This is a genomic window from Scopulibacillus darangshiensis, assembly GCF_004341035.1.
Taxonomy (GTDB): Bacteria; Bacillota; Bacilli; order Bacillales; family Sporolactobacillaceae; genus Scopulibacillus; species Scopulibacillus darangshiensis.
Genome location: NZ_SLXK01000057.1, coordinates 1 through 20,010 on the forward strand (window position 1 = coordinate 1; position 20,010 = coordinate 20,010).

A 20,010-nucleotide genomic window follows, 5' to 3' on the forward strand; every position below is an offset into this window, starting at 1 on the left:
CAGTGAATTTCATAGACTTTTTCCCAAAAATAGGATTAAAAAGGGTAGCTTTGGACTTAAATCTCATTTTCCATCGCATGTATGAATAATTCAGGATTGTATTTGTTCAATGTTATTTTTTTATGTATAGGATACTGCCGACTCCACATCGCGGGCAAACCTCCCCATTGTTTAGTAATCTCTTCGACATAATGTGACGATAACCTTTATTTACGGGAAGCATTTGCCTTCTTCAAGCAAAAGGTTCAATCCCTTACGACCATCAATTTCCTTTGGAATTTAGCTACATCCTCGTTTTTATTGCGGCAGCCAAACCCTTTACTGTGTTGTATGTATATGCGTTACTTCCCGAAAACAAAAAAGAAACCTGCCATGAGGCAGATGCAATAAATTTACTTATAATTTATACTATTCTATATAACAGTTTTTGGGGGGATGTCGTAATGGAGAAAGTGATAAGTGAAAACTGGGATCTAGATTCTCTTTACCCAGGCGGTAAAAATTCAAGCAAATTAAATGAATTAATATCGCAATTAAAGCAGGATATTAAAAGATTACAAGAAAAGATCCAAACTGTTGATCACTCCGATACACAAGGCATGGTTGACTTTTTTAAAGAAATGCAGGATTTTCTGAGTGCGTCACGAGAATTGGACGACTTCATGTTTTGTCTATATTCCGTGAATGTGAATGATCCCGATATTTCGAAATTAATGGGTGAAGGCGAAAAAATTAAAGCCGATTTTGAATCATTACAAATTGATATGGAACAACGATTAGCCAGATTTTCAGAATCTGAATATCATGATTTTCTGCAACACGAAGATGTCAAAAAATATCAATTTTACATAAAGGAACGCAAACAAAAAATAGCGGATAAGCTGCCGATTGAAATGGAAAAGTTGATCAACGATCTATCAATAAATGGGTTTCTTGGATGGGAAGATTATTATGAACAGATGATGGGCAATTTGCGAATCCCAATTGAAAAAGATGGCCGGAAAGAAGAACTATCGATTGGGCAGGCGTTAAGTTATGCGGTATTTTCAAGTGATCGCTCCCTAAGGCAGCAGGCGGCACATAAAATCGTGGAAATTTGCGCGGAACAGGCTGAATCATTTGCCACAGTTCTCAATCGAATTAACGGATTCAGGCTGGATGTCTATAAACAGCGCGGATGGGATAATGTTCTGAAAGAGGCAATGGAACAGAATAGAATCAACGAACAAACAGTTCATACTATGGTTGCAGCCCTTAAAGGAAAAATGGGTATCTTCCATTCCTTTTTACAGCGGAAGGCACAGGTCATGAATCTAGAAAAACTGGCCTGGTATGATACAAATACACCAAGCTTCATTTCTGATAAAAAAATCCCTTATACTGAAGCAGCAGAAATCGTGATAACCCAATTCCATAAGTTTAGTGAAAAGTTAGGGCAATTTGCAGAAAGGGCATTTCATGAAGGTTGGATCGAGGCTGAAGATCGCAAAGGCAAGATGCATGGCGGATTCTGCGCTACAATGCCACTAGCCAAGCAAAGCCGAATTTTTCTCACGTATACAGGAAGCTACCAAGACATTGTGACGATTGCCCACGAGCTTGGCCATGCTTACCATAATTATATTTTGCATAATGAACCAGCCTTTTCCCAAGAAGTTAGTGTCAGTGTTGCGGAAACAGCATCCACGTTTACTGAAAACCTTGTGTTAGATGCTGCAATTGAACACGCATCAACCAAGAATGAAAAACTCTCCTTACTGGAATTGAAGATTTTGAACGGTTTGAAATACCAAGTGGTCGTCCCAGCGATGTTTGAATTTGAACAAAAGCTATATAAAAAAAGGAAACAAGCACCACTGACTGCAAAGGAAATATCCAATTTAATGGATGATACGAGGAACGACCTATATGGGGGTATCGTTGATGAGCTAAACCCATATGAATGGATAACGATCCCCCACTTTTTTCATACAGACCTGTCCTTCTATAACATCCCATATACAATTGGTTACCTCTTTAGCAATGGCATCTATGCGCTATCCAAGGAAAAGGGAAGCCAATTCCCGGAACAATATGACGAACTATTACGTAACACAGGTCGAATGACTGTTGAACAATTAGCAGCTGCTTATTTAAACCAAGATATTGGTAAGAAAGACTTTTGGGAATCCCCCCTCCAACCAACAATAGACGCAATTAACGAGTATTTGATTTTAACGGAGGATATTATATAAGTGAGATTAAGGACGGACAGTCTATTAGTGCTGTTCGTCCTTTTTGCCAATAGTAAGAGGCTTTTAACGCAAATTCACTCGGCACTTTCTATTTGGCATTTGAGGGCCAATTTTAGTACCATTAGGGCAAATAGCGGAATCTGAGTCCTATAATGAATGAGTGATGCTGTTGTAAATCGTATACGAATGACCACTTTTGCTCCTTATTTAAATATTTTGCTTCCCCTTGATAATCTTTCAATATTAGATGGCCGAACTCCCTCCTTTGAGTTACATTTTAAATGAGTGATTGCGAATGGTTTATTTTTTACTCAAGTGTTGTATAATGAATATAAATAGTCCATACGCAATAAAATAAAAGGACTGGAGATGTTCGAGCATCCCCAGTCAGCAATAAGACGTACCCTTCAAAGGGGTCAGCGTCGGTTTGGTAAACAAAAGATAGACCTTCCCTAGGCTGTCAATCCAGTGGGGGGTCTATTTTTTGTCTTTCTTAATATATGTCAACAAGGCTATAAGGAATATCCCGAAAGTAATCATTAAGGAAATAGCCTGAAAAACTGACATAGGCGTTCACCTCCTTCCGCTCCTAGTTGGAGTGGAAAAGCAAGGGAACGCCGACCCCCATGAATTGTCCGTCTATTGCATAAATTAATTATATCACTTAAAGGATTCTATCGTAGTGTTTTCTTCGCTTTCTTTTGTAATTTCGGATTCACTTGTTTAAAAAAGTTATGTCTTGTTGCGGCATTAACACAAGCCCAGCGACGGTCTTCTTGCTCCATCTATTCTTGCTTACAAAATGGGCATGCTGACATTAATTATCCCTGCTTCTCTTTATTATTAACTCTTCTTTCAAAGTGATAGTGCAAGCGATAGTCACATATTTCCTTCGTCCATTGGTATAGCTTTTCTTGGTCATCAGGTGCGACATTAAATGAAGGATAGAAGGTATTGTTCTTAAATAATATATGACCTTTCGAACTGCCTGACATTCCGGTTTTAATAATTTTAAGAGCACCTGCCATTGGCAAGTGCTCCAAAAGCAAATTTCATTTGTACCTAATGAAATCAAATTTTGAATTCAAAGCCCACAGCATTTTTTGTATTTTTTCCCGCTTCCGCATGGACAAGGGGCATTTCGGTCAGGCTTCTGTCTTGTTGGCTCGTCCATCTGTACGATCCCCTTTAAAGCTTCTCTCCCTGCATTCTTCATTTTCGCATACCGCTCTTTGAATAATTGAATCGCCTTATCGCTATCTTTTAATGAATGTTTTACAACCTTGATTGCTTGTTCTTCCGATATTCCGGTTTTATCAACAATCTCGTATTTCTTAGTTTTAAGCGATAATGTAATGGCAAAGTCTTTTTTGTTTGTCAAGAAGCGGAGAAAAACATCATTACACTTACAATTGGGGTTCATGCAGTACCGATCAAAAATAGCATAGGTAACGTCATCGACAGAAGTAGCTAACTCAATCCCATCTAAATTGCCAAACACATCGATATATAGTTGGGTGTCGCCTTTTAATATGGCAGCCGGACTCACAGCTCTCATTTTTCCATTCCCCCCTTTATTTGATCCTTTGTAACTTTAGAGCAATGCGTCGTTCAATTTGTAACATGACGGAAAGAACATGGATAAATGCTGCAGGCAGTGAATTTGCCTTTAAATATGTGTCATAATGATGCCTGAAAGTCCCCCCTATCGCTTCTCTAGCTTCATAGTTGAACCGATAAAAGTCTGTAATAGGGGCATATATCCCCCCGCCGTATGGAATAAGCGTTCCCGCCACAATTTCGCCTTGACCCGGGGAAACAACTCCAGGATCCTTTACAATTACATCCAGCATTTTGTCCTCAAGTATATCAAAAACAACAAAAATCCGGTCGCTATGTTTGTAACCCACATAATAAAACTTTGTGACGGCCTTATCCCACTCCCTCAGCCAGGAAGTAATGAGCGGCTTATCTATAAAACGGTGATAATTTTCGCCAATAAAGCCATCTGTACAGTTCCACTTTAGCTCCTGACCCCCGTCATTTAGAATTTTCCACCAGAATAAATTGTTTTGCAATGCCTGGCGTTTTTCTTCTATGGGATGGTGATCATCGATATATTCCTTCAATAACGATTGAACATCATCGAAATGCTGTTCCATCATATATTTTGTAAAGTCCCTGTGCACATCCCCCATCATACTCCTTAAGTCATTGGAAACAGGCTGGTCTTGCCGAAACTGTTTTTGTGACTGTGAAAATTCAACAAGCTTCTCATTAGGTTCAATTTTCATAACCTTCATCAGATCAATCCCTTCTTTATTTCCTTCTAAATGTCTCACTTAATTGCTTGATAGGTGGATATTTAAGGGAGATGCTCCTTATCCTTCTTTTACCGGGAAATCTATGATGAAGATAAATGAGGTTTTCCTGTGGGATGGCGTTCAGATGGTGATAAGAGGGATACTTAGTAGTCTTCCTTTATGGGGAATTGTGGCATGTCATTCGATGAGACATTCGAGATGGTATTTCTTCTATTTTTATATTAAATCCGTAAATTGTCAAGATAATTTTTACAATTTATCACTACCTGTCGCCATTAAAATATATTGGCCAAATTGCGAAGAAAAATTGGATAATTCTCATTCTATTTGTTTTAAGTTAAGTGCCCTTTCCAAATAGGCATTTTAATTTTCGGTTGAATTCTGATCCTTATGTCTCAGTAAATGTTTCATAACCAATTTCATGAAGTTGGGTGTAAATCTTCAAGGGTACGCCTTTTTAAATTTATTGTCATTTATTCATTCTTTTCGTTAAAGGACTCAGATTCCGCTGATATAGATGAGCAGCCTCCCTTATCACCACCGATTAATAATGGTTTTGCCGCTTGCTTTTCTATGTATAAGTTAACCATATTATTAACCTTTTGCTTCCAGTTTTTAAGCTAAAATTGTAAAAGCACTCACTTTTGTGAGCGCTCTTTTTTCTCATAGTTTTTTTATTTGTAAAGATGTGGGATAAATCCGCAAACTATCTCCCACAGCATTTTTTGTATTTCTTACCGCTGCCACAAGGACAAGGATCATTGCGTCCAATCTTCCCTTTACGAACATACGATTGATTCGGCGTTAGAAGCGCTGACTGCCTTGCGTTATTAAATTCCGGGATGTCAATGCCTACGATCATACAAGTGCAGTACAGTGATTCTTTAAGGTCTAATATTCCGGGTACATAATGACGCTCTTCAACAATTTTTTTTACGATCGGTATGCCGTCTACGGAAACTAGTTCACATAGTGCGTCTGCAAGATAGGTAACTAGAGTGTTGTCATCCCAGTCTTCTTCAAGTAAGTCAATCAGTGCTTCTTCACTTTTTGGGTGTTTTATTTTGCCCAACATACCGCTGGCATAGGTTCGAAAACCCTCATTATCCTCATTTATAAAGCGGTCTTTTATTATCGTCACACTTTCAATGTCACCTATTTTGACTAAACTTTCTACAGCCACCTCACATTCAAGATCACCATCACCTGCGAGCCATTCAAGCAGTGTAGGAACTGCTTTCTTTTCCTTCCTAATGCCAAGGATCATTGCTAGATATATCTCGGTATAACCCGGAATAGAAATTTCCTTATCTTGATGGAAGACATTCAATATCTTTTCGGAAGGGAGGTCGCTTCTCTTCGCTAGTTCCCAAGCTAGGTACTTTCCATATGAATAATTAAATTCATTAATGTATTTCCCAGCAGCATCATTTCCAAAATTAATTAATTCTTCCCATAAGGACTCCGTATCTTTATCCGTAAAATCGTGGCGAGACTGTATGATCTTTATGAACCCATTTGGTATCAGCCGACGGAGGTCGTCAAGATAAGGTAAAACTGGTCTTGGATCAGCTTGAGATAGGATTATTGCATAATACATTTCATAATTTTTATCAGCTGTTAAATTGGCAATGATCATTTCTATTGAGTCTGTGGCTAACGGAAGCTTGGCAGCGTAGGACAGAATAATATTATTTTTTTCTGTTTGATCCGGATACTTTTTAACACTTTCCAAGATTAGTGGCATGATATCCAACTTGTTTTCACCTGGAACATTACCCTTCACAAAATATTTAACCGCCCATAAGCGGACTTCCCCATCTTCATGTAAAAGAAATGATTTGACTTCATGTGGTTGAATCATTTTATCTCTCCCATTTAAAAAAGTAAATTCTCTCTTTTGATTGTCCATTTTATAATAGAGTGATTGCTTATTGTGATGAATTTCACCGGAATGCCGGTTACCAATCGATCTCTTCAGGAAACTCTAAATTAAGCCTTATCTCATTCATTGAACAATTATATTTGCCAGCTGCTTCTATGACATCTGCTCGCACTCTTTGGTATTCTGTCCCCTTTTCTGCTAATCGCTTTGCCATGATCGTAATGTTTTTCAACCGTTTTTCCCTATCCATTTCAAGAAATCTTATATTAAGCAAATCCACATATTGAGTCGCATAGTCATCAAACCATGTATAATCTTTGATCATTAAATTCATCGTTCGGCTAAAAGCGGCTTCCGTTACCGTTTCTTTTATAGCTTCCGCAATAGCTGATTGCAACATTCGCACATGGGCCAATGCGGCATCCCAAATCGTTCGTTTATTCAACATATAGTCATAATTTTTCTTTGACTTTTTCATCGCGTAAAGCCTGACAAAATCATTTAATGCCATCGTAACAAAAAGCATTTCAGGCCATAACACATGTATGGCCAGGTACACATTTTTGTCATTCGATATCATGGATAAGCGGCGCATCTTTTCTTGATCCATCCCGTTATCGACGAACTCAATTTCCCGATCACCCATTAGCGCGTGGCGAATATCGTAGCAAACGCCGAGCACTCTATAGTAAGCTCCTTCATAAGAAGCAAATTCGCCCTCTTCCCCCACTACCGCATGTAAAGCCGCATAAAGGGCTTCAAAATCTTTATTGTCACCATAAATCATTACCCCTGCATTGTTTGGGGTGTTTTTGGCATAGAGCATTTTTTCACCTCATTTCATTATCGTCAGCTGCATTTCATTCACTTCTTCTTTCGTTTCTTCCTCTCCTTTTTTCGTTTCTTTTTCTTATTTTGTTTCATTCTTAGCTCCTGGGAACGATTCATTGGTTGATATTTCAACATGCGTTTCTTTAAAGGGAGCTTTTTCGCATTTTGACCCATATACACTTCTGCTAAGGGATAAAAGGACTCGAGTTCATCTGGGATTAATTCTAAATCTATTTCTAAACCCTCTCCAATCCCAATACCCTCATGTTCCTCCAAAATGTTTTCCCTTGTCGGCAAACTGGATAGAAATGACTCAGCCCCATCTGAAATGTAAAATAATTGCTGCAATGCTGAACTGACAAAATCACGGAGACTCTCCGCCTTTAGTTCATTGTAAGTATGGGCTGTTCGTAAGACCCTTTGAAAATGAGCTCGCGCTTCCTTCAGCCTACCGATTTCTATCAATAAATTACCGAGTGAATAATGCGATTCCAGTTGATCATTGTCTATTCGGATTGACTGTTCAAATGCTACTGCTGCCAGGTCCGGCCTCCTGCCCTGTTTGTATATATTACCTAAACGATTCCAATAATAAGCGTTTTGCCCCTCAGTCATGATTTTCTTCAAGATATGATTTTCCGTGTCGGTTGAATAACGGTGCATGCTGCCGTCAAAGGCCTGACTTTTACCGATAGAATAATGTCCGAAATCTGGGTTTACTGTTAATAATGGAAGTGCGAAAGTCACCTCCTGCAACATGTTATTCGGTATCTCCCAATTGCCCGCTGAGTTGCAATGCTTACAGCGAAAATAACCTGTACATTGAAGGTAATGATCGATGGGATCTTCTTTATTTATGTTGTGATCTTCAATATTAATGAAAACTTCGCCTATATCATATTCTCCCTTTTTGCCGCAATCCAGACACTTAAGCCTATGTATATTGGGTTCGACCGATTTTTCAATACTGTCCATATTTGCCGCGATTTTTGCCGCAGTTTTTCCACGTAATGAGGACAGATTATAATCATTAGGCGACCCGGCATCTCCATTGTTACAACCTAAGGCTTCTACTAATAACGGATTTATAAGTTCTGCCTGTTTCAACACTATTACCTTCCCCTTTATTTCTCTATTATTTATTGAAAGGTTAATCCTTAAATGCTATAGCATCAACTTGGAATTGGAGTCCATCTTCCCCGCTCCATCTTCCCCGCCACGATGAGCAAATTCTGTTTGTATTGATTTTCGTGCAGGATACTTACCATTAAATCTTTCTTTGATTACCTTTTCCAGCACGGGGATATTCCAAATATCTCTAAACATACAATCAATCTTAACAACTGATTCTAAACTTAAACCGATTGATTTCAGTCGCCCCTCTAAATGGTCAAATGCACCATAAACTGATTCTCAATGGGTTGACCAATATTTCCAGCACAATAATTAATGAATGCAAAATCACCAGCTTCTACAATTCCAGAATGCACCCATTCTTCATTAATATCACTTCTTACAATCTCACTCATTTCGTTTTCCTCCTAATCAGACATTACTTATCAATGGATGAAGCCAGTCTTCAAGAAATTATAAAATATACTCTTATTCGCCTTTGGAACGAGCATCGGTGGCATATCGTGATGAAGGCGCCATATAACGTTCATGGGCTTATTTCCGGAATGTTTGACATACTCACATGACCCCAATAAAACAAATGGTGCTGTATAGCAGTTTTCTTTCTTGTACTCACTAATTAAACGACCACCTGCTAAAGTAGGTGGATTTGGACATAAATGACTAAAGTCGTAAACTTAAGACTAAAGTCATCTCAAAGCCTTAAGCTTAAGCTCAATCAATATTTCGAGTAAATTCATTCTTCAATCCTGAATATGTCGTTCTTCTCTTCGTTGAACTGATTTGCTATATAGTTTCTAATTGTTTCTTCTGTCACTGTTCCAACTGTGGCACAAAAATAGCCCCTTTCCCATAAATGTTGGCCCCAGTATTTCTTTTTTAGTTCAGGGAATTGATCCTGAAGAATTCTTGAGGACCTTCCTTTTAGGTACTGCATGATTTTACTGGGCGCCAAACTTGGCGGACATGATAATAATAAGTGTATGTAGTCTTTCCCTACACTTCCTTGTAAGATTGTGATGCCCCTTGCTTCACATCCTTGCCTGATTAACTCACGTGTTCTTACTGCAATGGGACCATGTAACACTTTATATCTATATTTTGTGACCCAGATGACATGATACTTGATATCATATACTGCATGACTCGTTTTTCTATAGCCGTCCATACTTTTTCACCTCACCCCTAAGTATGGACACGCAGAGATAAGGCTAAAAGCTGATACCGTCTAAAGACGGTGGAGTTAGACCACGCATTTGGAAATTAAATAAATAAGCTTTGGGATGAAAAGACCTGCCATGACTCTTATATATTCTAATCTCAATCGTTGAATGGATATTATAAAGCTCTTCCAATGCCTTCGGCTGAGTTATAAAAAGTAATCACCAGTGAGAACCTTAACATCCGCCCCTCTGTCCGCTGCTTTCCATAGTGCCTCCTTTATCAATCGCACCCCAGAATTCATTACAAAGGAAGTTAGTATACAAATAGACTCGGCACCTTCGATTTTTGCCAGCAAATGTTCCCCTAGCTGCTCAGTTATTAAGGCTACTTTCGTCATGCTAATCCTCTACATCAATTAAAAAAATTCTTTCCTCAAACCCGCCGCGCTTTTCAGCTTTGGCTTTCCGTACCCTTTCAACCTCACTGAAATCCATGTCATGGCATTTTGCCAAAGCGTGGATGGTTTCAAGCAAATCCGCCAGTTCCTCAATAGCATCTTGATTATTATCTGTTTCCATGTACTCCCGTAATTCTTCAAAACTCTTATTCCTAAGTTCAGTTATGTATTCTTCACTAGATAAAATGCGGGTGTCAGCCTTCTTGTTAGTCTTTTCAATAATCTCCGGGATTCGGTCCCGAACGAGTTTGTTGTAGGTTGGCATATGGATTCCTCCACAGTTATGGTATTAACAATGACTTCTTGTATGCTACTCACAATTAACATTATTAACCATTATTGATTGCTATTTGAATTAGGCGCATTATTTAAGCAGGGATTTATTCCCTGCTTTCATCTTTGCAAAATAGTTAAATAACCGTTTTACCCATAACACTTTCAATGATTTGAATAATGTTAGCACGCCCTTGCCTCAAAGAAGTTATCGAAATCATCATTTCTAATAGAACCAATTTCAATCAAATGGGTGTTTTGTTAACTATTGAATCATACATTTTTTTATCTATCCCGTTTTTCTCACAATATACTCTTTGGAATATATGATGAATATCGATTTGATCACCATAATAGGTCTGTATATCTATAGGCACTCCAGAAATGAAATCTCTCCCCCCTTGCTTCATTAATAAAACATGCAGACCTTTATAGGCGGCACTGTTACGTGTACGAAGAGAATAAAGTCTGTCGGCGGCAAAATTACCATCTCTAATAGTGCTTGGTTCCGCCCCACCATTAATCCAATCAATTAGTTCAGGAAGATCCCTTGCGAATCTTGTTTCTGAACCGCCATCATACATTTTTCCCAATACCCCACACCAGTACCATCGCGCTATTTTGTTACGAACATTTAAGTTGTGTGCTTTGCCGCCCAATTCAACAAAAATAGCCGACAGAGGAATTAACTGTGACCCATAAGGTAAATCCCTAGAAGAAAATATATTTTGCTCTTGAAGGAACTTCGCCGCTTGAATGAACCCATCAACTGCCTTGTCACCCCAAGCAAGATAATCATCTAAGGTAAGTTTTAAAATATCCTTCCTCTTACAACTTACTGCAGATATAGAATTTTGTTTTCTACGATTATATGTTTTCAAAAGTGAAATTGCCTGTAACAGATCTGTACTGCTTATATCGGAAAGTATTTTGTTGAATACATTATTTGTATTTGTCAGCCTTTCCCTTTTTGCTTCCCAGTCCCTCCTCAATTCGAAATTATCAGCTGCAAAAGAAGCCGTTAATAGTTCAAATACGGTTAGGGAAACCCCGCCGGTATTAACATTTTCAAATACCTGGCATACTGCTTCTTTAGGAGTTTGTTTTCTAAGCATAATTACCGGTGTCTGGTAGTTCTGAAATCTTGGGACAACATCCGAAGTCAACTTATTCCATTTCAAAGCTCTTTCAGCGAGTTTATTGCTGTCACTAGAATACTGACTATACCATTTATATAACTCGGCAGGATAAAGTATTAAATTTATTGGAAGCATTCCTTCTTCGCACTCTTTTATCGTATCCGAATAATCTGCAATGACAATATTACCTGGTCCCTTAACTATTTTATCCGCGGGAACACTAATAATTGCTTCTTCTCTATCAATTTCGGGATTATAATTTTATCTATATTTATGTAATAGTAACGATAGATTTCTTTCCCCCTAGTATCCCTTGTTTTCACAGGCTTACCTAACATTAAAGATTGGAAAAGTGAAGTCAATCTCTGCTGACCGTCCAGTATTAACCTTTCAGGTTCCACTTGATTAGAGTCAGTAATTCCCTCAACTGGTCTAGGGGCGAATCGTACATTAGGGTTACCTGTTTGAAGCATCATAACAGATCCTATCGGATAGGATAAAAAGATATACTAACTAAAAGTTGTTTTACTCTTTCATCATCCCATACCCAACCTCTTTGAAAATCTGGCAATTGGGTTCTCAATTCTTCAATACTATTTAATAAATCTGTTAAACTTTCAACAGTACTATCAAAAGTGGTTATTGCGCTCATAACTGAATATGCTCCTTTCCAGATTAACAATTAATATTGTATTTCATTGTCTGCGTTACTAACATATTCTTTCTAAATTTTAAACCCACTCCACCACTTCGACATTTGATTACATAGTCCTTTTTGAAACGACAAATACTCCCTAGATTTTTTAGGGGGAAAGAGATGAATATCTCATTACAGCAGAAGCTTCTAAACATATTTAGAGAAACCCGCAACTATTATTTTATCTCTCTTCAACAGTCAAAAAAATCCTTGATTGGTGTTACCTTTCAAGGATCAATGAATTTTAAAAGTCTTCATCACAATTATCTTTTGCTTCTGTAAGTCTTTCAAATAAAAAGTCGTAAAAATTGTCAGCTTCATTAAAATCATCTAACCCAGCATGTCTATCCCAGACTGTAACGGGGCACTCTTCACCCGCCATTTCACTTGTATTAAGACAGTACATATATTCATCACAATTTTCAACAACCACTAAATGACTTTCCAGACCTAACTTTCTGTACCTTTCTGTTTCTATGACCACAGAGGCAATATTCGACTTTGCAAATCCAAGAATATCTACCCCAAATATCCCACCGGATCCATAATTGGCTAAAAACCATTTATAGCTTTTTGGCAATTTTGCCCCAAGTTTATTTTGTATAAACTCGATTTTATCCTGATCAACACCACCTGTAAAGTCGTCACTTTCGGAATGTTCATTTATGAATTTTTCTAATGCTTGCCTACTCATTTATCAAAGTACACCCCTTTATCAATTTGCTTAGCTCTCCATCTCCAATATTTTGCCCTGAAGTTGTCATATTGTTTTCTTAAAACGGGATCATTTCTGAAACTACCGCCGTTTTTTACTAAGCCATGTAAAATTTTTGTATATTCATCGTGCATACTCGCAGGTATTTCCACCATAGAGCCCGGTTCCTTTTGTATTAAATGATGAAGTTCTACGGCTGTTCCATCCTTCCACACCGGAGATCTTCCTTTTTTCATTAATTCTAAATTTGATTTCCCGGTTTTAGGATCTATCAAATCCAAATCAATATCCTTCCTTTGATAAACCCTTCTGCTTATATCCCTAATTTCTCCATTAACCTTTGTGTTTCCTTTATAATCCATTGGTTCGTAATTTTTATAAACCTTGGCCATATTCCAAGGAACAATCATCCTCAACGTGTTTTTGATATTCCCTGTATCAAACACATTAAAAGGGATGCCGTTTGGCACTCCGGCCATTTGATACTGAGGCTGGAGTGGTCTAAAAGGATTAAAATCCGCCGACCGCACGTTATCTCGGATTTGGTTTGCTGTTCTCCTTGCAGACTGACTTAGTTTCCTTGCCCTTTCAGCCATTTTAGCTGACTTTGCAAATTTATCAACACCTTTGGTTCCAAATGCAGAAGCGGCAATGGTCTCTATAGAATAGGTAATCCACCTTGAGCGGGAGTAAGCATCACCGTGGATCATCTCATGGTCAAAGGAATTAACGAGTGCATCGCGGACATACTCGAATGTTTTATCGGCATGCTTTACGGCGTAGACAATGCGTTGAACGGATTCAACCGGATGGCGGATTAGGTTCCATATCCCCGTTGCGGTGTCTTTTGCAAAGTCATAGGTGCCGACACCAATGCCATTGACAATCTCCCATTCGACATCCGCAGTTTGCATTTCATCAATACCATTAAGTTCAGGTGCTTTATGAAATAATTCTTCTTGTTCTCGTCTTTTCCTTACCAACTCCTCTTGGTCCTTTAAATTTAGATAGCCTTTAACACTATCACCGATTTCATCCTTCATCTGGTAAACATCACTGGAATGAAAGGTCTTCGCATTGTAATACATCGGATTAACCGAGCCGTTTTGACTTGATGCTTCCAGCAGCTTACTAAAGAAATGCTGGACATAATGGCTTTCTAATTCTATCTTCGCATATTCGCTTGTTAAATGGTTATCAAGGTCTGTAACTTTATGTATGGTTTGGTTCCGCTCTTTTTCAGCCTCATCTATATGTTGATTAAATTCCTGTGTTGAAAAGACATCTAGGGAAATGATGTCTTTGATCCCGTCAAAAATCTTTTGCAGATCATCTTGTTGGGCTAAGACGATGTCTTTCGAGCGTACCCCGGATCGGGCAAGGTCATCAAACAGAAATGACAAATCAACCACCGTACCGCTACCAAGGGCTTCATCTTCCACCTTCCCGGGAATCGCTTTCAAAAAAGCGAGCTGCATGGCCACCAAATCTAGCCATTTATCAACCACTTCGACCTGTGCTTTATAAAAGCCTTTGATGGCTTCAGCTCCCTTACCCGTGAACTCATCATCACCAAGCGTTGCGACCCCTTGAAGAGCTTCTTTTAGGCCTGTAAGGTCGTTTTGCATTGTTTCATAATGATCATGCCGTTCTCCTATAGCCGCTATCAGCGCTTTCGAGTCGAATATCTTATTCGATCCCCCATTTGCAGCGCTTTGAATCATATCATCACAACCCATTACAATGTGATACTTCCGTTTACCTCTTTATGTATAAGTTTACCATATTATTAACCTTTTGTTTCCAGGTTTCTTCGTTAACTGGAGTTAATTTTAAAAGGAATTACGAGTATAAAGGGAATAATTCTTTTATTTTACAAGAATAAACCTAAATCAAACAAACGGAGGCATAGCATGACACCTTTAGCTTAAGTAGTTATTTCATTTTTGATGTTTCGGATTTTTGGCATGCATGTCGGGGCTTCCATCACTTGTTACAAGGTGCAGTCACCATAATGCGTCTTCTTACCACCCCGGAAAGTGATTTAAGGTAGAATGAATGAAAGAAAGAACAAAAAAGAGCAGGCTGCGTGCCTACCCCATTTTGCTTATACCTCGATTGTCTTATTACTTTTCTTTGCATTCTTATTCTTTACAAGAAGTCCCATAAGACCCGCAATAACTAAAAGTACTGTGGAAAGAATGTAGAAGAAAGAAACGCTAATGATGCCCCAAATTCCTGCAACTAACATGATAATGCCGCCGACTTTAGGCTTAAACTTGACTACAACAGAACCTACAATAGCAACTATAGAAGCAAGTATTGCTGAAACACCTAAACTTCCTAGTGAGCTAGAACCATTTATAGCCTCATCAATCGAACCCATAAACAGTGCAAAAACTGCTGCAATAAAACCAAATATGCCACCTAGTAAACCTAGGACAAATTCAGTATTCCTTTTCATTGTTGAAAAACCCCTATTCTGTTTTATTTATACGTACCTTCGATTACTTAACCTCAATATTCCATTTAATTTCTTTGCTATCGAGCGAAAACGCAGGAGTATATACTAGCTCATAGCTATTAGCCTGTGGTACATCAAAGTAAAGTTTACCTGTTAACTGCTTACCCTTGTTAAGTTCCCCCGATACAGCCATTTCATCATAGCCAAAGTAATCTTTAAGCTTGTTACCATCCTTGTCATATAGGTTAAAGTCTGTGTTATCTACAAAAGCTTGAGTATCACCTGAGTTTTTAGCTTTTAGCTCTATAGTAAGTACTTTACCCTTTTCTGCCTTTGTGTAAGGGGCAGGGTCAGTATAAGATGCTTTTGTAATTGTTAGCTCTACATCATTAACCTTTACAGTGTCACCAATCTTAAAGACCTTATTTTCCTTTTTCTTAGTATTTTCGTCAGCTTTAGCCTCAGTCTTTTTATCTCCATTGTCAACCTTTGAAACCTCAGTTTCTCCACAAGCTGACAGTAAAAAGATAGATGATACTAAGACAACACCTAAACTAGCTGTTATTAACTTTTTCACTTTCATAAAATAAATCCCCCCATAAAGTAAATATACAGTGCTTTTATTACATTAACACAGCTCTTATTAACAGTATAGTGTTATTTGTAATATAATCGTAACAAAGTATGGTAATAATCTGGAAAAAATTGTTGTCCCCCTGACCATTTATTTATTAGCTGTGTATGTTGATTACACATCATCTTCTAAACGAGCCATGCCGTAAGGGATACGTAAGCGTCAAATAATCCCCACCTATGTTTCTAGGTGGGGATTGGTTATGATTTAATTATTATTTTTTAAACACGCGGCAGCTTAATGGGATGGCTGCTGACCAAGGCATGAGTTTATCAAGCGCATCTTGATCTTCGATAGCCATATTTGGCAGTTTCTCAAAGAGATAAGTGAGATAGGCGAATGGATTTAAGCTATTCTCTTTAGCCGATTCTATCACACTGTATATTATGGCACTGGCGCGAGCACCTCGTGGTGTGTTACTAAACATCCAGTTTTCTCGACCGATAACGAAAGGTTTAATCGAGCGTTCGCTACGGTTGTTATCTATCTCTAGTCGGCCATCCTTCATGAAGGAGGCAAGTTTATCCCATTGGTTTAAACAATAGTGAATAGCTGTGCCAAAGGCGCTTTTAGGAAGAACTTTTCGTTCTTGATTTTTAAGCCACACCAAAAAAGCATCCAATATGGGCTGGCTACGCTCTAATCGACTTTCATAACGTTTTTTTGGATCGACATCTTTTAAATCGCGCTCAACCGCAAAAAGTTGGTTACAGAACTCGAGTCCTTCTTTTGCGATGACAGGTGCCGAATGTTTTGATGCCGGAAGTGCTTTAAGGGCTTCATCAAACTTTCGCCGGGCGTGGGCCTTATCTAAGTTCTCGGATAAGGCCCATTATCCAAGAAGTTTGGTTATCCCAGAGGAGTTGAGAAATTCCGCATAATCACTTTATTCCTTATCTTTTTTCTCGAATAATTATGACCCCCTTATGCAATGATGGAAATGTAACCATACACAATTGTATAGGAGGTTTATCTTATGGAAAAAGAGAATCAGTCAGTCGAGGAACTGACACATGGATTGTTAGGAGAGCTTCAATTAAAATGCTATGGAAAGAAAACACTGAACAATTACCGGCGAATATTAAAAAACCTTGCACTATATATGCAGCTGAATGAAATATCTACGTATTCTTCCGAAAACGGGAAAGCCTTTGTTGAGGATTACATTTCCACTCATGAAATAAGTGTTTCTTTTCAAAAGACAATTAGTACAGTAATAGGAAGGTTAAGCGACTATTGTGATGGAAGAGAGTACTCACCTCAACGGAAGAAATCGTCTGTTAAGTTGCCAGAAAACCATGCGGTTTTGCTTGAAGATTATCTGTCATTTTGTAAGCGGGATGGCAATCGGGCAGGAACCATTAAAGGAAAAAGAAAATTCTGTGGAGATTTTCTGATCTTTTTGATGACTTTGGGATGTAATGACATAAGAGATATAAATTCCACACAGATATGTAAAGCCTGTTTGATGTTTCATAATAAGGACGCTTGGGCGGTTATTCGAATGTTCCTTATATATCTTTACAAAGAAAACGTGATCGAATACGATTATTCCACCATTGTCCCCCATTATACAAGACCATTTTTGGTTCCTGCCACATACACGGAGGATGAAATTCTCAGGTTTGAAAACGCTATAGACCGGTCAAGTAAAATCGGAATACGTGATTATGCGATGCTACTTCTTGCTACTCGGCTTGGGATGCGCTCTGGAGATATCGCAGGCTTGATTTTTGATGAAATAGATTTTGAGGGAAATTCTATTCACATAGTTCAGGAAAAGACCCTACAACCGCAAGAATTACCACTGCTCCCAGAAATAAAAGATGCTATTATGAATTACATTGAAAACGCACGGCCGACAGTTAATGATGAATGTCGTATATTTCTCCGTCAGAATGCTCCTTATCAGGGAATAACCACTTCGGCTATTCGATTTGCAACTACACGATATTTTCGAAAAGCCGGCATTGACATTTCTGATAAAAAGCATGGTTTACATACATTCCGGTCATCTCTCGCTAGCTCTATGGTTAATGATCAAGTACCATATGATGTTGTACGTAAAGTGCTTGGACATACGGATCCAAACGCAATAAAGCATTATGCTAAAGTTGATATAGAGCGTTTACGTGAATACGCACTAGCGGTACCAGCACCTTCCAGTGTGTTCGAAGCTTTTCTGAATGGAGGGCGGAGTTATGCCGGACTTTAAAAGTATCTTACACATTGAATTTGCGGATTTCCTATCAATGAGAGAAGCTGTACTAAGTGAAAGTGCCTATGCTCATGATTGCCATTATCTTACCTCCTTCGATAGCTATTTGATAGATTGTAATCTTCGACACAAGGAGATTTCTGAGAGTGTCATAACCGAATGGGTTAGAAATTTATCAGGAAAAAGCAGCTCCATTGCCAATAAGGTTATTGTTATACGACTGTTTATCCGGTATTTAAGCAGTATTGGAATTAGGGTTTTTATGCCGCCAATACCGAAGGTTACAGATGATTATGTTCCGTATATTTTTTCTGACGAGGAACTGAAAAGGATTTTTGCATTATCCGATAATATTACCCTTACAAAGTGCCAACCGAATCCTTATATCCAGCTTGAGTTTCCAATGATGCTCCGAATCATGTATGGCTGTGGGTTGCGTGTAGGGGAAACTCTAGCTTTGAAAATGAAGGATGTGAATCTCGATGGTGGAATCCTCATTCTAAAACAGACAAAAGGAGACAAGCAACGGCTAGTACCTATGCATCAGACTTTGACATCAATCTTGATTAGATACTGTTTAGCAATGGGGTTGATAGGAAAAGCAGAAGCATTACTGTTCCCCAGTGCAATACAGAAAGTACCACTTACTGTAAAATCTGCCCGTAATAAACTCAATACCATACTGAAATATGCCGGCATATCGTTGAACGGTAAAGCAAAACGGGAACGTGGACCATGCCTTCACTGCCTGAGGCATGTGTTTGCCTTTAAATCCTTTGCAGAAGCTGAAAAGTCAGGGCGTTCGATTGACGCTTCTGTTCCCTATTTATCTATATATCTGGGACATGACAGCCTTAAAGAAAAGGAGAGTTATCTTAAATTCAGCAGCGAACTATACCCTCAAGCTATGGAACTGTTTGAGGATTACACACTGCAGGTTTTCCCGGAGGTGTCTTATGATGAATAAAGCATCTGATTTTTTAAGGCTCCTTGACGCTTTTATTACCACCTATCTTCCATGTTCCGTAGGTGCAAGTCCCAATACAGTTAAATCCTATAAATATGCATTCCGCCTGCTCATCGAATTCATGTACAAGGAAAAAGGAATCGAAGCTGATAAAATTACCTTTGAAAAACTTGATTATATAACGTTAACAGAATTTTTTACATGGATTGAATCGGTGCGTGGTTGCAGTGCATCTACTAAAAACCAACGGTTATCTGCAATAACCTCTTTTTCTGCTTATGCACAAAACCGGGATTTTGCTGCGGCTTCTGTTTTCAGGAATAGTGTGAATAAGATTCCTATGAAGAAAAGCCAGCATAAGCAAAGGACGACTCTTACCCGTCAGGAGGTCACAATATTTTTAGCCCTTCCTAATGAAAACAGGGAAATTGGTCTCAGAGATAAAATCTTGCTCAGTCTTATGTATGCAAGCGGAGTGCGTGCACAAGAAATATGTGACCTTACGGTCGGAAATCTTCAGTTTCATCAAAAAGCCGCTACACTAAATATTATGGGGAAAGGCAGAAAGAGCCGCCGTATCGGAATTCCTATCGCCTGTGCCACCCCGCTTAAGCAGTATATTGGGCACAGAAAAATCAGTGATAAACCTGAAAGACATATATTTTCAAGCCAAACGCATGAGAAGATGACCGTTTCATGCATAGAAGGAATATTCAAGAAATATATTACCATTGCTCAAAATGATAACCCAACCCTGTTTACTGCTGGAAGTTATCCACCTGTGTTTTGCAAGGTAAAAGTACACAAGATTGCAATGAAAAAATACATAAGCTTGCCAGCCTGATTTATTTAGTTATTTCTTGATAATGCATGT

The 20,010-nt window shown here is 38.5% G+C and carries 22 protein-coding genes and 1 pseudogene; 4 read left to right on the forward strand and 19 right to left on the reverse strand.

Annotated elements, in window-relative coordinates; genetic code table 11:
* The first annotated feature begins 443 nt into the window (after positions 1–443).
* Positions 444–2,234, forward strand: a complete 1,791-nt coding sequence (locus EV207_RS21055; protein ID WP_132748182.1) for a M3 family oligoendopeptidase — start codon at positions 444–446, stop codon at positions 2,232–2,234.
* A gap of 477 nt (positions 2,235–2,711) precedes the next feature.
* On the opposite strand, the gene EV207_RS23990 is transcribed toward EV207_RS21055, so the two are convergent.
* The 19 genes and pseudogenes from EV207_RS23990 to tnpC all read right to left on the reverse strand — a co-directional run.
* Positions 2,712–2,801: a putative holin-like toxin gene (locus tag EV207_RS23990; RefSeq protein WP_132748183.1), complete on the reverse strand. Its 90-nt coding sequence runs from the start codon at positions 2,799–2,801 to the stop codon at positions 2,712–2,714.
* A 254-nt stretch (positions 2,802–3,055) separates the two neighbouring features.
* Positions 3,056–3,262: a hypothetical protein gene (locus EV207_RS21065; RefSeq protein WP_132748185.1), complete on the reverse strand. Its 207-nt coding sequence runs from the start codon at positions 3,260–3,262 to the stop codon at positions 3,056–3,058.
* Positions 3,263–3,318: 56 nt separating this feature from the next.
* Positions 3,319–3,792 carry an SEC-C metal-binding domain-containing protein gene (locus EV207_RS21070; protein ID WP_132748187.1) on the reverse strand — a complete coding sequence of 158 codons (474 nt, stop codon included), beginning with the start codon at positions 3,790–3,792 and terminating at the stop codon, positions 3,319–3,321.
* Positions 3,793–3,808: 16 nt separating this feature from the next.
* Positions 3,809–4,537, reverse strand: coding sequence for a hypothetical protein (locus EV207_RS21075; protein ID WP_132748189.1), 729 nt, complete (start codon positions 4,535–4,537; stop codon positions 3,809–3,811).
* 727 nt (positions 4,538–5,264) lie between these two features.
* Positions 5,265–6,422, reverse strand: a complete 1,158-nt coding sequence (locus EV207_RS23315) for a HEAT repeat domain-containing protein (protein WP_243647191.1) — start codon at positions 6,420–6,422, stop codon at positions 5,265–5,267.
* Between the two features lie 97 nt (positions 6,423–6,519).
* On the reverse strand, positions 6,520–7,269 hold the full coding sequence (locus tag EV207_RS21085) for a DUF6904 family protein (protein ID WP_132748190.1): 750 nt from the start codon (positions 7,267–7,269) through the stop codon (positions 6,520–6,522).
* Positions 7,270–7,307: 38 nt separating this feature from the next.
* Positions 7,308–8,384, reverse strand: coding sequence for a tetratricopeptide repeat protein (locus tag EV207_RS21090; protein WP_132748192.1), 1,077 nt, complete (start codon positions 8,382–8,384; stop codon positions 7,308–7,310).
* 272 nt (positions 8,385–8,656) lie between these two features.
* The gene (locus tag EV207_RS23565) at positions 8,657–8,803 is read right to left on the reverse strand and encodes a hypothetical protein (RefSeq protein ID WP_243647192.1); all 147 of its coding nucleotides are present in this window, start codon (positions 8,801–8,803) and stop codon (positions 8,657–8,659) included.
* A gap of 341 nt (positions 8,804–9,144) precedes the next feature.
* Positions 9,145–9,576 (reverse strand): IS200/IS605 family transposase, encoded by a 432-nt coding sequence (gene tnpA, locus EV207_RS21100; protein ID WP_132748194.1) that lies wholly within the window; start codon positions 9,574–9,576, stop codon positions 9,145–9,147.
* 201 nt (positions 9,577–9,777) lie between these two features.
* Entirely contained in the window at positions 9,778–9,969 is a 192-nt protein-coding gene (locus EV207_RS21105; RefSeq protein WP_132748196.1) for a phospholipase D-like domain-containing protein, read from the reverse strand.
* A gap of 1 nt (position 9,970) precedes the next feature.
* Complete coding sequence (locus EV207_RS21110) at positions 9,971–10,294, reverse strand: nucleoside triphosphate pyrophosphohydrolase (protein WP_132748198.1); 324 nt, start codon at positions 10,292–10,294, stop codon at positions 9,971–9,973.
* A gap of 253 nt (positions 10,295–10,547) precedes the next feature.
* Positions 10,548–11,576, reverse strand: coding sequence for a hypothetical protein (locus EV207_RS23570; RefSeq protein ID WP_243647193.1), 1,029 nt, complete (start codon positions 11,574–11,576; stop codon positions 10,548–10,550).
* Positions 11,577–11,641: 65 nt separating this feature from the next.
* Positions 11,642–11,917, reverse strand: a complete 276-nt coding sequence (locus EV207_RS23575) for a hypothetical protein (RefSeq protein WP_341539815.1) — start codon at positions 11,915–11,917, stop codon at positions 11,642–11,644.
* 8 nt (positions 11,918–11,925) lie between these two features.
* Positions 11,926–12,093, reverse strand: a complete 168-nt coding sequence (locus EV207_RS23580; RefSeq protein WP_243647194.1) for a DUF262 domain-containing protein — start codon at positions 12,091–12,093, stop codon at positions 11,926–11,928.
* A gap of 289 nt (positions 12,094–12,382) precedes the next feature.
* On the reverse strand, positions 12,383–12,832 hold the full coding sequence (locus tag EV207_RS21120) for an SMI1/KNR4 family protein (protein WP_132748199.1): 450 nt from the start codon (positions 12,830–12,832) through the stop codon (positions 12,383–12,385).
* Positions 12,829–14,577 carry a T7SS effector LXG polymorphic toxin gene (locus tag EV207_RS21125; protein WP_165887033.1) on the reverse strand — a complete coding sequence of 583 codons (1,749 nt, stop codon included), beginning with the start codon at positions 14,575–14,577 and terminating at the stop codon, positions 12,829–12,831. The genes EV207_RS21120 and EV207_RS21125 overlap by 4 nt, the downstream gene beginning before the upstream one ends.
* 383 nt (positions 14,578–14,960) lie before the next feature.
* Entirely contained in the window at positions 14,961–15,317 is a 357-nt protein-coding gene (locus tag EV207_RS21130; RefSeq protein ID WP_132748203.1) for a DUF4064 domain-containing protein, read from the reverse strand.
* Positions 15,318–15,360: 43 nt separating this feature from the next.
* Entirely contained in the window at positions 15,361–15,900 is a 540-nt protein-coding gene (locus EV207_RS21135) for a DUF4352 domain-containing protein (RefSeq protein WP_132748205.1), read from the reverse strand.
* A 265-nt stretch (positions 15,901–16,165) separates the two neighbouring features.
* A pseudogene (gene tnpC, locus EV207_RS21140) lies at positions 16,166–16,756 on the reverse strand (IS66 family transposase); the annotation flags it as partial.
* A 171-nt stretch (positions 16,757–16,927) separates the two neighbouring features.
* Here tnpC and EV207_RS21145 point away from each other — a divergent pair.
* From EV207_RS21145 to EV207_RS21155, 3 genes are read left to right on the forward strand one after another with little or no spacing between them, the layout of a single operon-like run.
* Complete coding sequence (locus EV207_RS21145; RefSeq protein WP_132748207.1) at positions 16,928–18,166, forward strand: tyrosine-type recombinase/integrase; 1,239 nt, start codon at positions 16,928–16,930, stop codon at positions 18,164–18,166.
* Positions 18,153–19,136, forward strand: a complete 984-nt coding sequence (locus EV207_RS21150; RefSeq protein WP_132748209.1) for a tyrosine-type recombinase/integrase — start codon at positions 18,153–18,155, stop codon at positions 19,134–19,136. The genes EV207_RS21145 and EV207_RS21150 overlap by 14 nt, the downstream gene beginning before the upstream one ends.
* Positions 19,126–19,980 carry a tyrosine-type recombinase/integrase gene (locus EV207_RS21155; protein ID WP_243647195.1) on the forward strand — a complete coding sequence of 285 codons (855 nt, stop codon included), beginning with the start codon at positions 19,126–19,128 and terminating at the stop codon, positions 19,978–19,980. The genes EV207_RS21150 and EV207_RS21155 overlap by 11 nt, the downstream gene beginning before the upstream one ends.
* Positions 19,981–20,010: the final 30 nt, after the last annotated feature.

Coding starts and splice junctions, on each gene's coding strand:
- EV207_RS21055 (WP_132748182.1), top strand. CDS start 444: ATGGAGAAAGTGATAAGTGAAAACTGGGATCTAGATTCTCTTTACCCA.
- EV207_RS23990 (WP_132748183.1), bottom strand. CDS start 2,801: ATGTCAGTTTTTCAGGCTATTTCCTTAATGATTACTTTCGGGATATTC.
- EV207_RS21065 (WP_132748185.1), bottom strand. CDS start 3,262: ATGGCAGGTGCTCTTAAAATTATTAAAACCGGAATGTCAGGCAGTTCG.
- EV207_RS21070 (WP_132748187.1), bottom strand. CDS start 3,792: ATGAGAGCTGTGAGTCCGGCTGCCATATTAAAAGGCGACACCCAACTA.
- EV207_RS21075 (WP_132748189.1), bottom strand. CDS start 4,537: ATGAAGGTTATGAAAATTGAACCTAATGAGAAGCTTGTTGAATTTTCA.
- EV207_RS23315 (WP_243647191.1), bottom strand. CDS start 6,422: ATGATTCAACCACATGAAGTCAAATCATTTCTTTTACATGAAGATGGG.
- EV207_RS21085 (WP_132748190.1), bottom strand. CDS start 7,269: ATGCTCTATGCCAAAAACACCCCAAACAATGCAGGGGTAATGATTTAT.
- EV207_RS23565 (WP_243647192.1), bottom strand. CDS start 8,803: ATGAGTGAGATTGTAAGAAGTGATATTAATGAAGAATGGGTGCATTCT.
- tnpA (WP_132748194.1), bottom strand. CDS start 9,576: ATGGACGGCTATAGAAAAACGAGTCATGCAGTATATGATATCAAGTAT.
- EV207_RS21105 (WP_132748196.1), bottom strand. CDS start 9,969: ATGACGAAAGTAGCCTTAATAACTGAGCAGCTAGGGGAACATTTGCTG.
- EV207_RS21110 (WP_132748198.1), bottom strand. CDS start 10,294: ATGCCAACCTACAACAAACTCGTTCGGGACCGAATCCCGGAGATTATT.
- EV207_RS23570 (WP_243647193.1), bottom strand. CDS start 11,576: ATGCTTCCAATAAATTTAATACTTTATCCTGCCGAGTTATATAAATGG.
- EV207_RS23575 (WP_341539815.1), bottom strand. CDS start 11,917: ATGATGCTTCAAACAGGTAACCCTAATGTACGATTCGCCCCTAGACCA.
- EV207_RS23580 (WP_243647194.1), bottom strand. CDS start 12,093: ATGAGCGCAATAACCACTTTTGATAGTACTGTTGAAAGTTTAACAGAT.
- EV207_RS21120 (WP_132748199.1), bottom strand. CDS start 12,832: ATGAGTAGGCAAGCATTAGAAAAATTCATAAATGAACATTCCGAAAGT.
- EV207_RS21125 (WP_165887033.1), bottom strand. CDS start 14,577: ATGATTCAAAGCGCTGCAAATGGGGGATCGAATAAGATATTCGACTCG.
- EV207_RS21130 (WP_132748203.1), bottom strand. CDS start 15,317: ATGAAAAGGAATACTGAATTTGTCCTAGGTTTACTAGGTGGCATATTT.
- EV207_RS21135 (WP_132748205.1), bottom strand. CDS start 15,900: ATGAAAGTGAAAAAGTTAATAACAGCTAGTTTAGGTGTTGTCTTAGTA.
- EV207_RS21145 (WP_132748207.1), top strand. CDS start 16,928: ATGGAAAAAGAGAATCAGTCAGTCGAGGAACTGACACATGGATTGTTA.
- EV207_RS21150 (WP_132748209.1), top strand. CDS start 18,153: ATGCCGGACTTTAAAAGTATCTTACACATTGAATTTGCGGATTTCCTA.
- EV207_RS21155 (WP_243647195.1), top strand. CDS start 19,126: ATGATGAATAAAGCATCTGATTTTTTAAGGCTCCTTGACGCTTTTATT.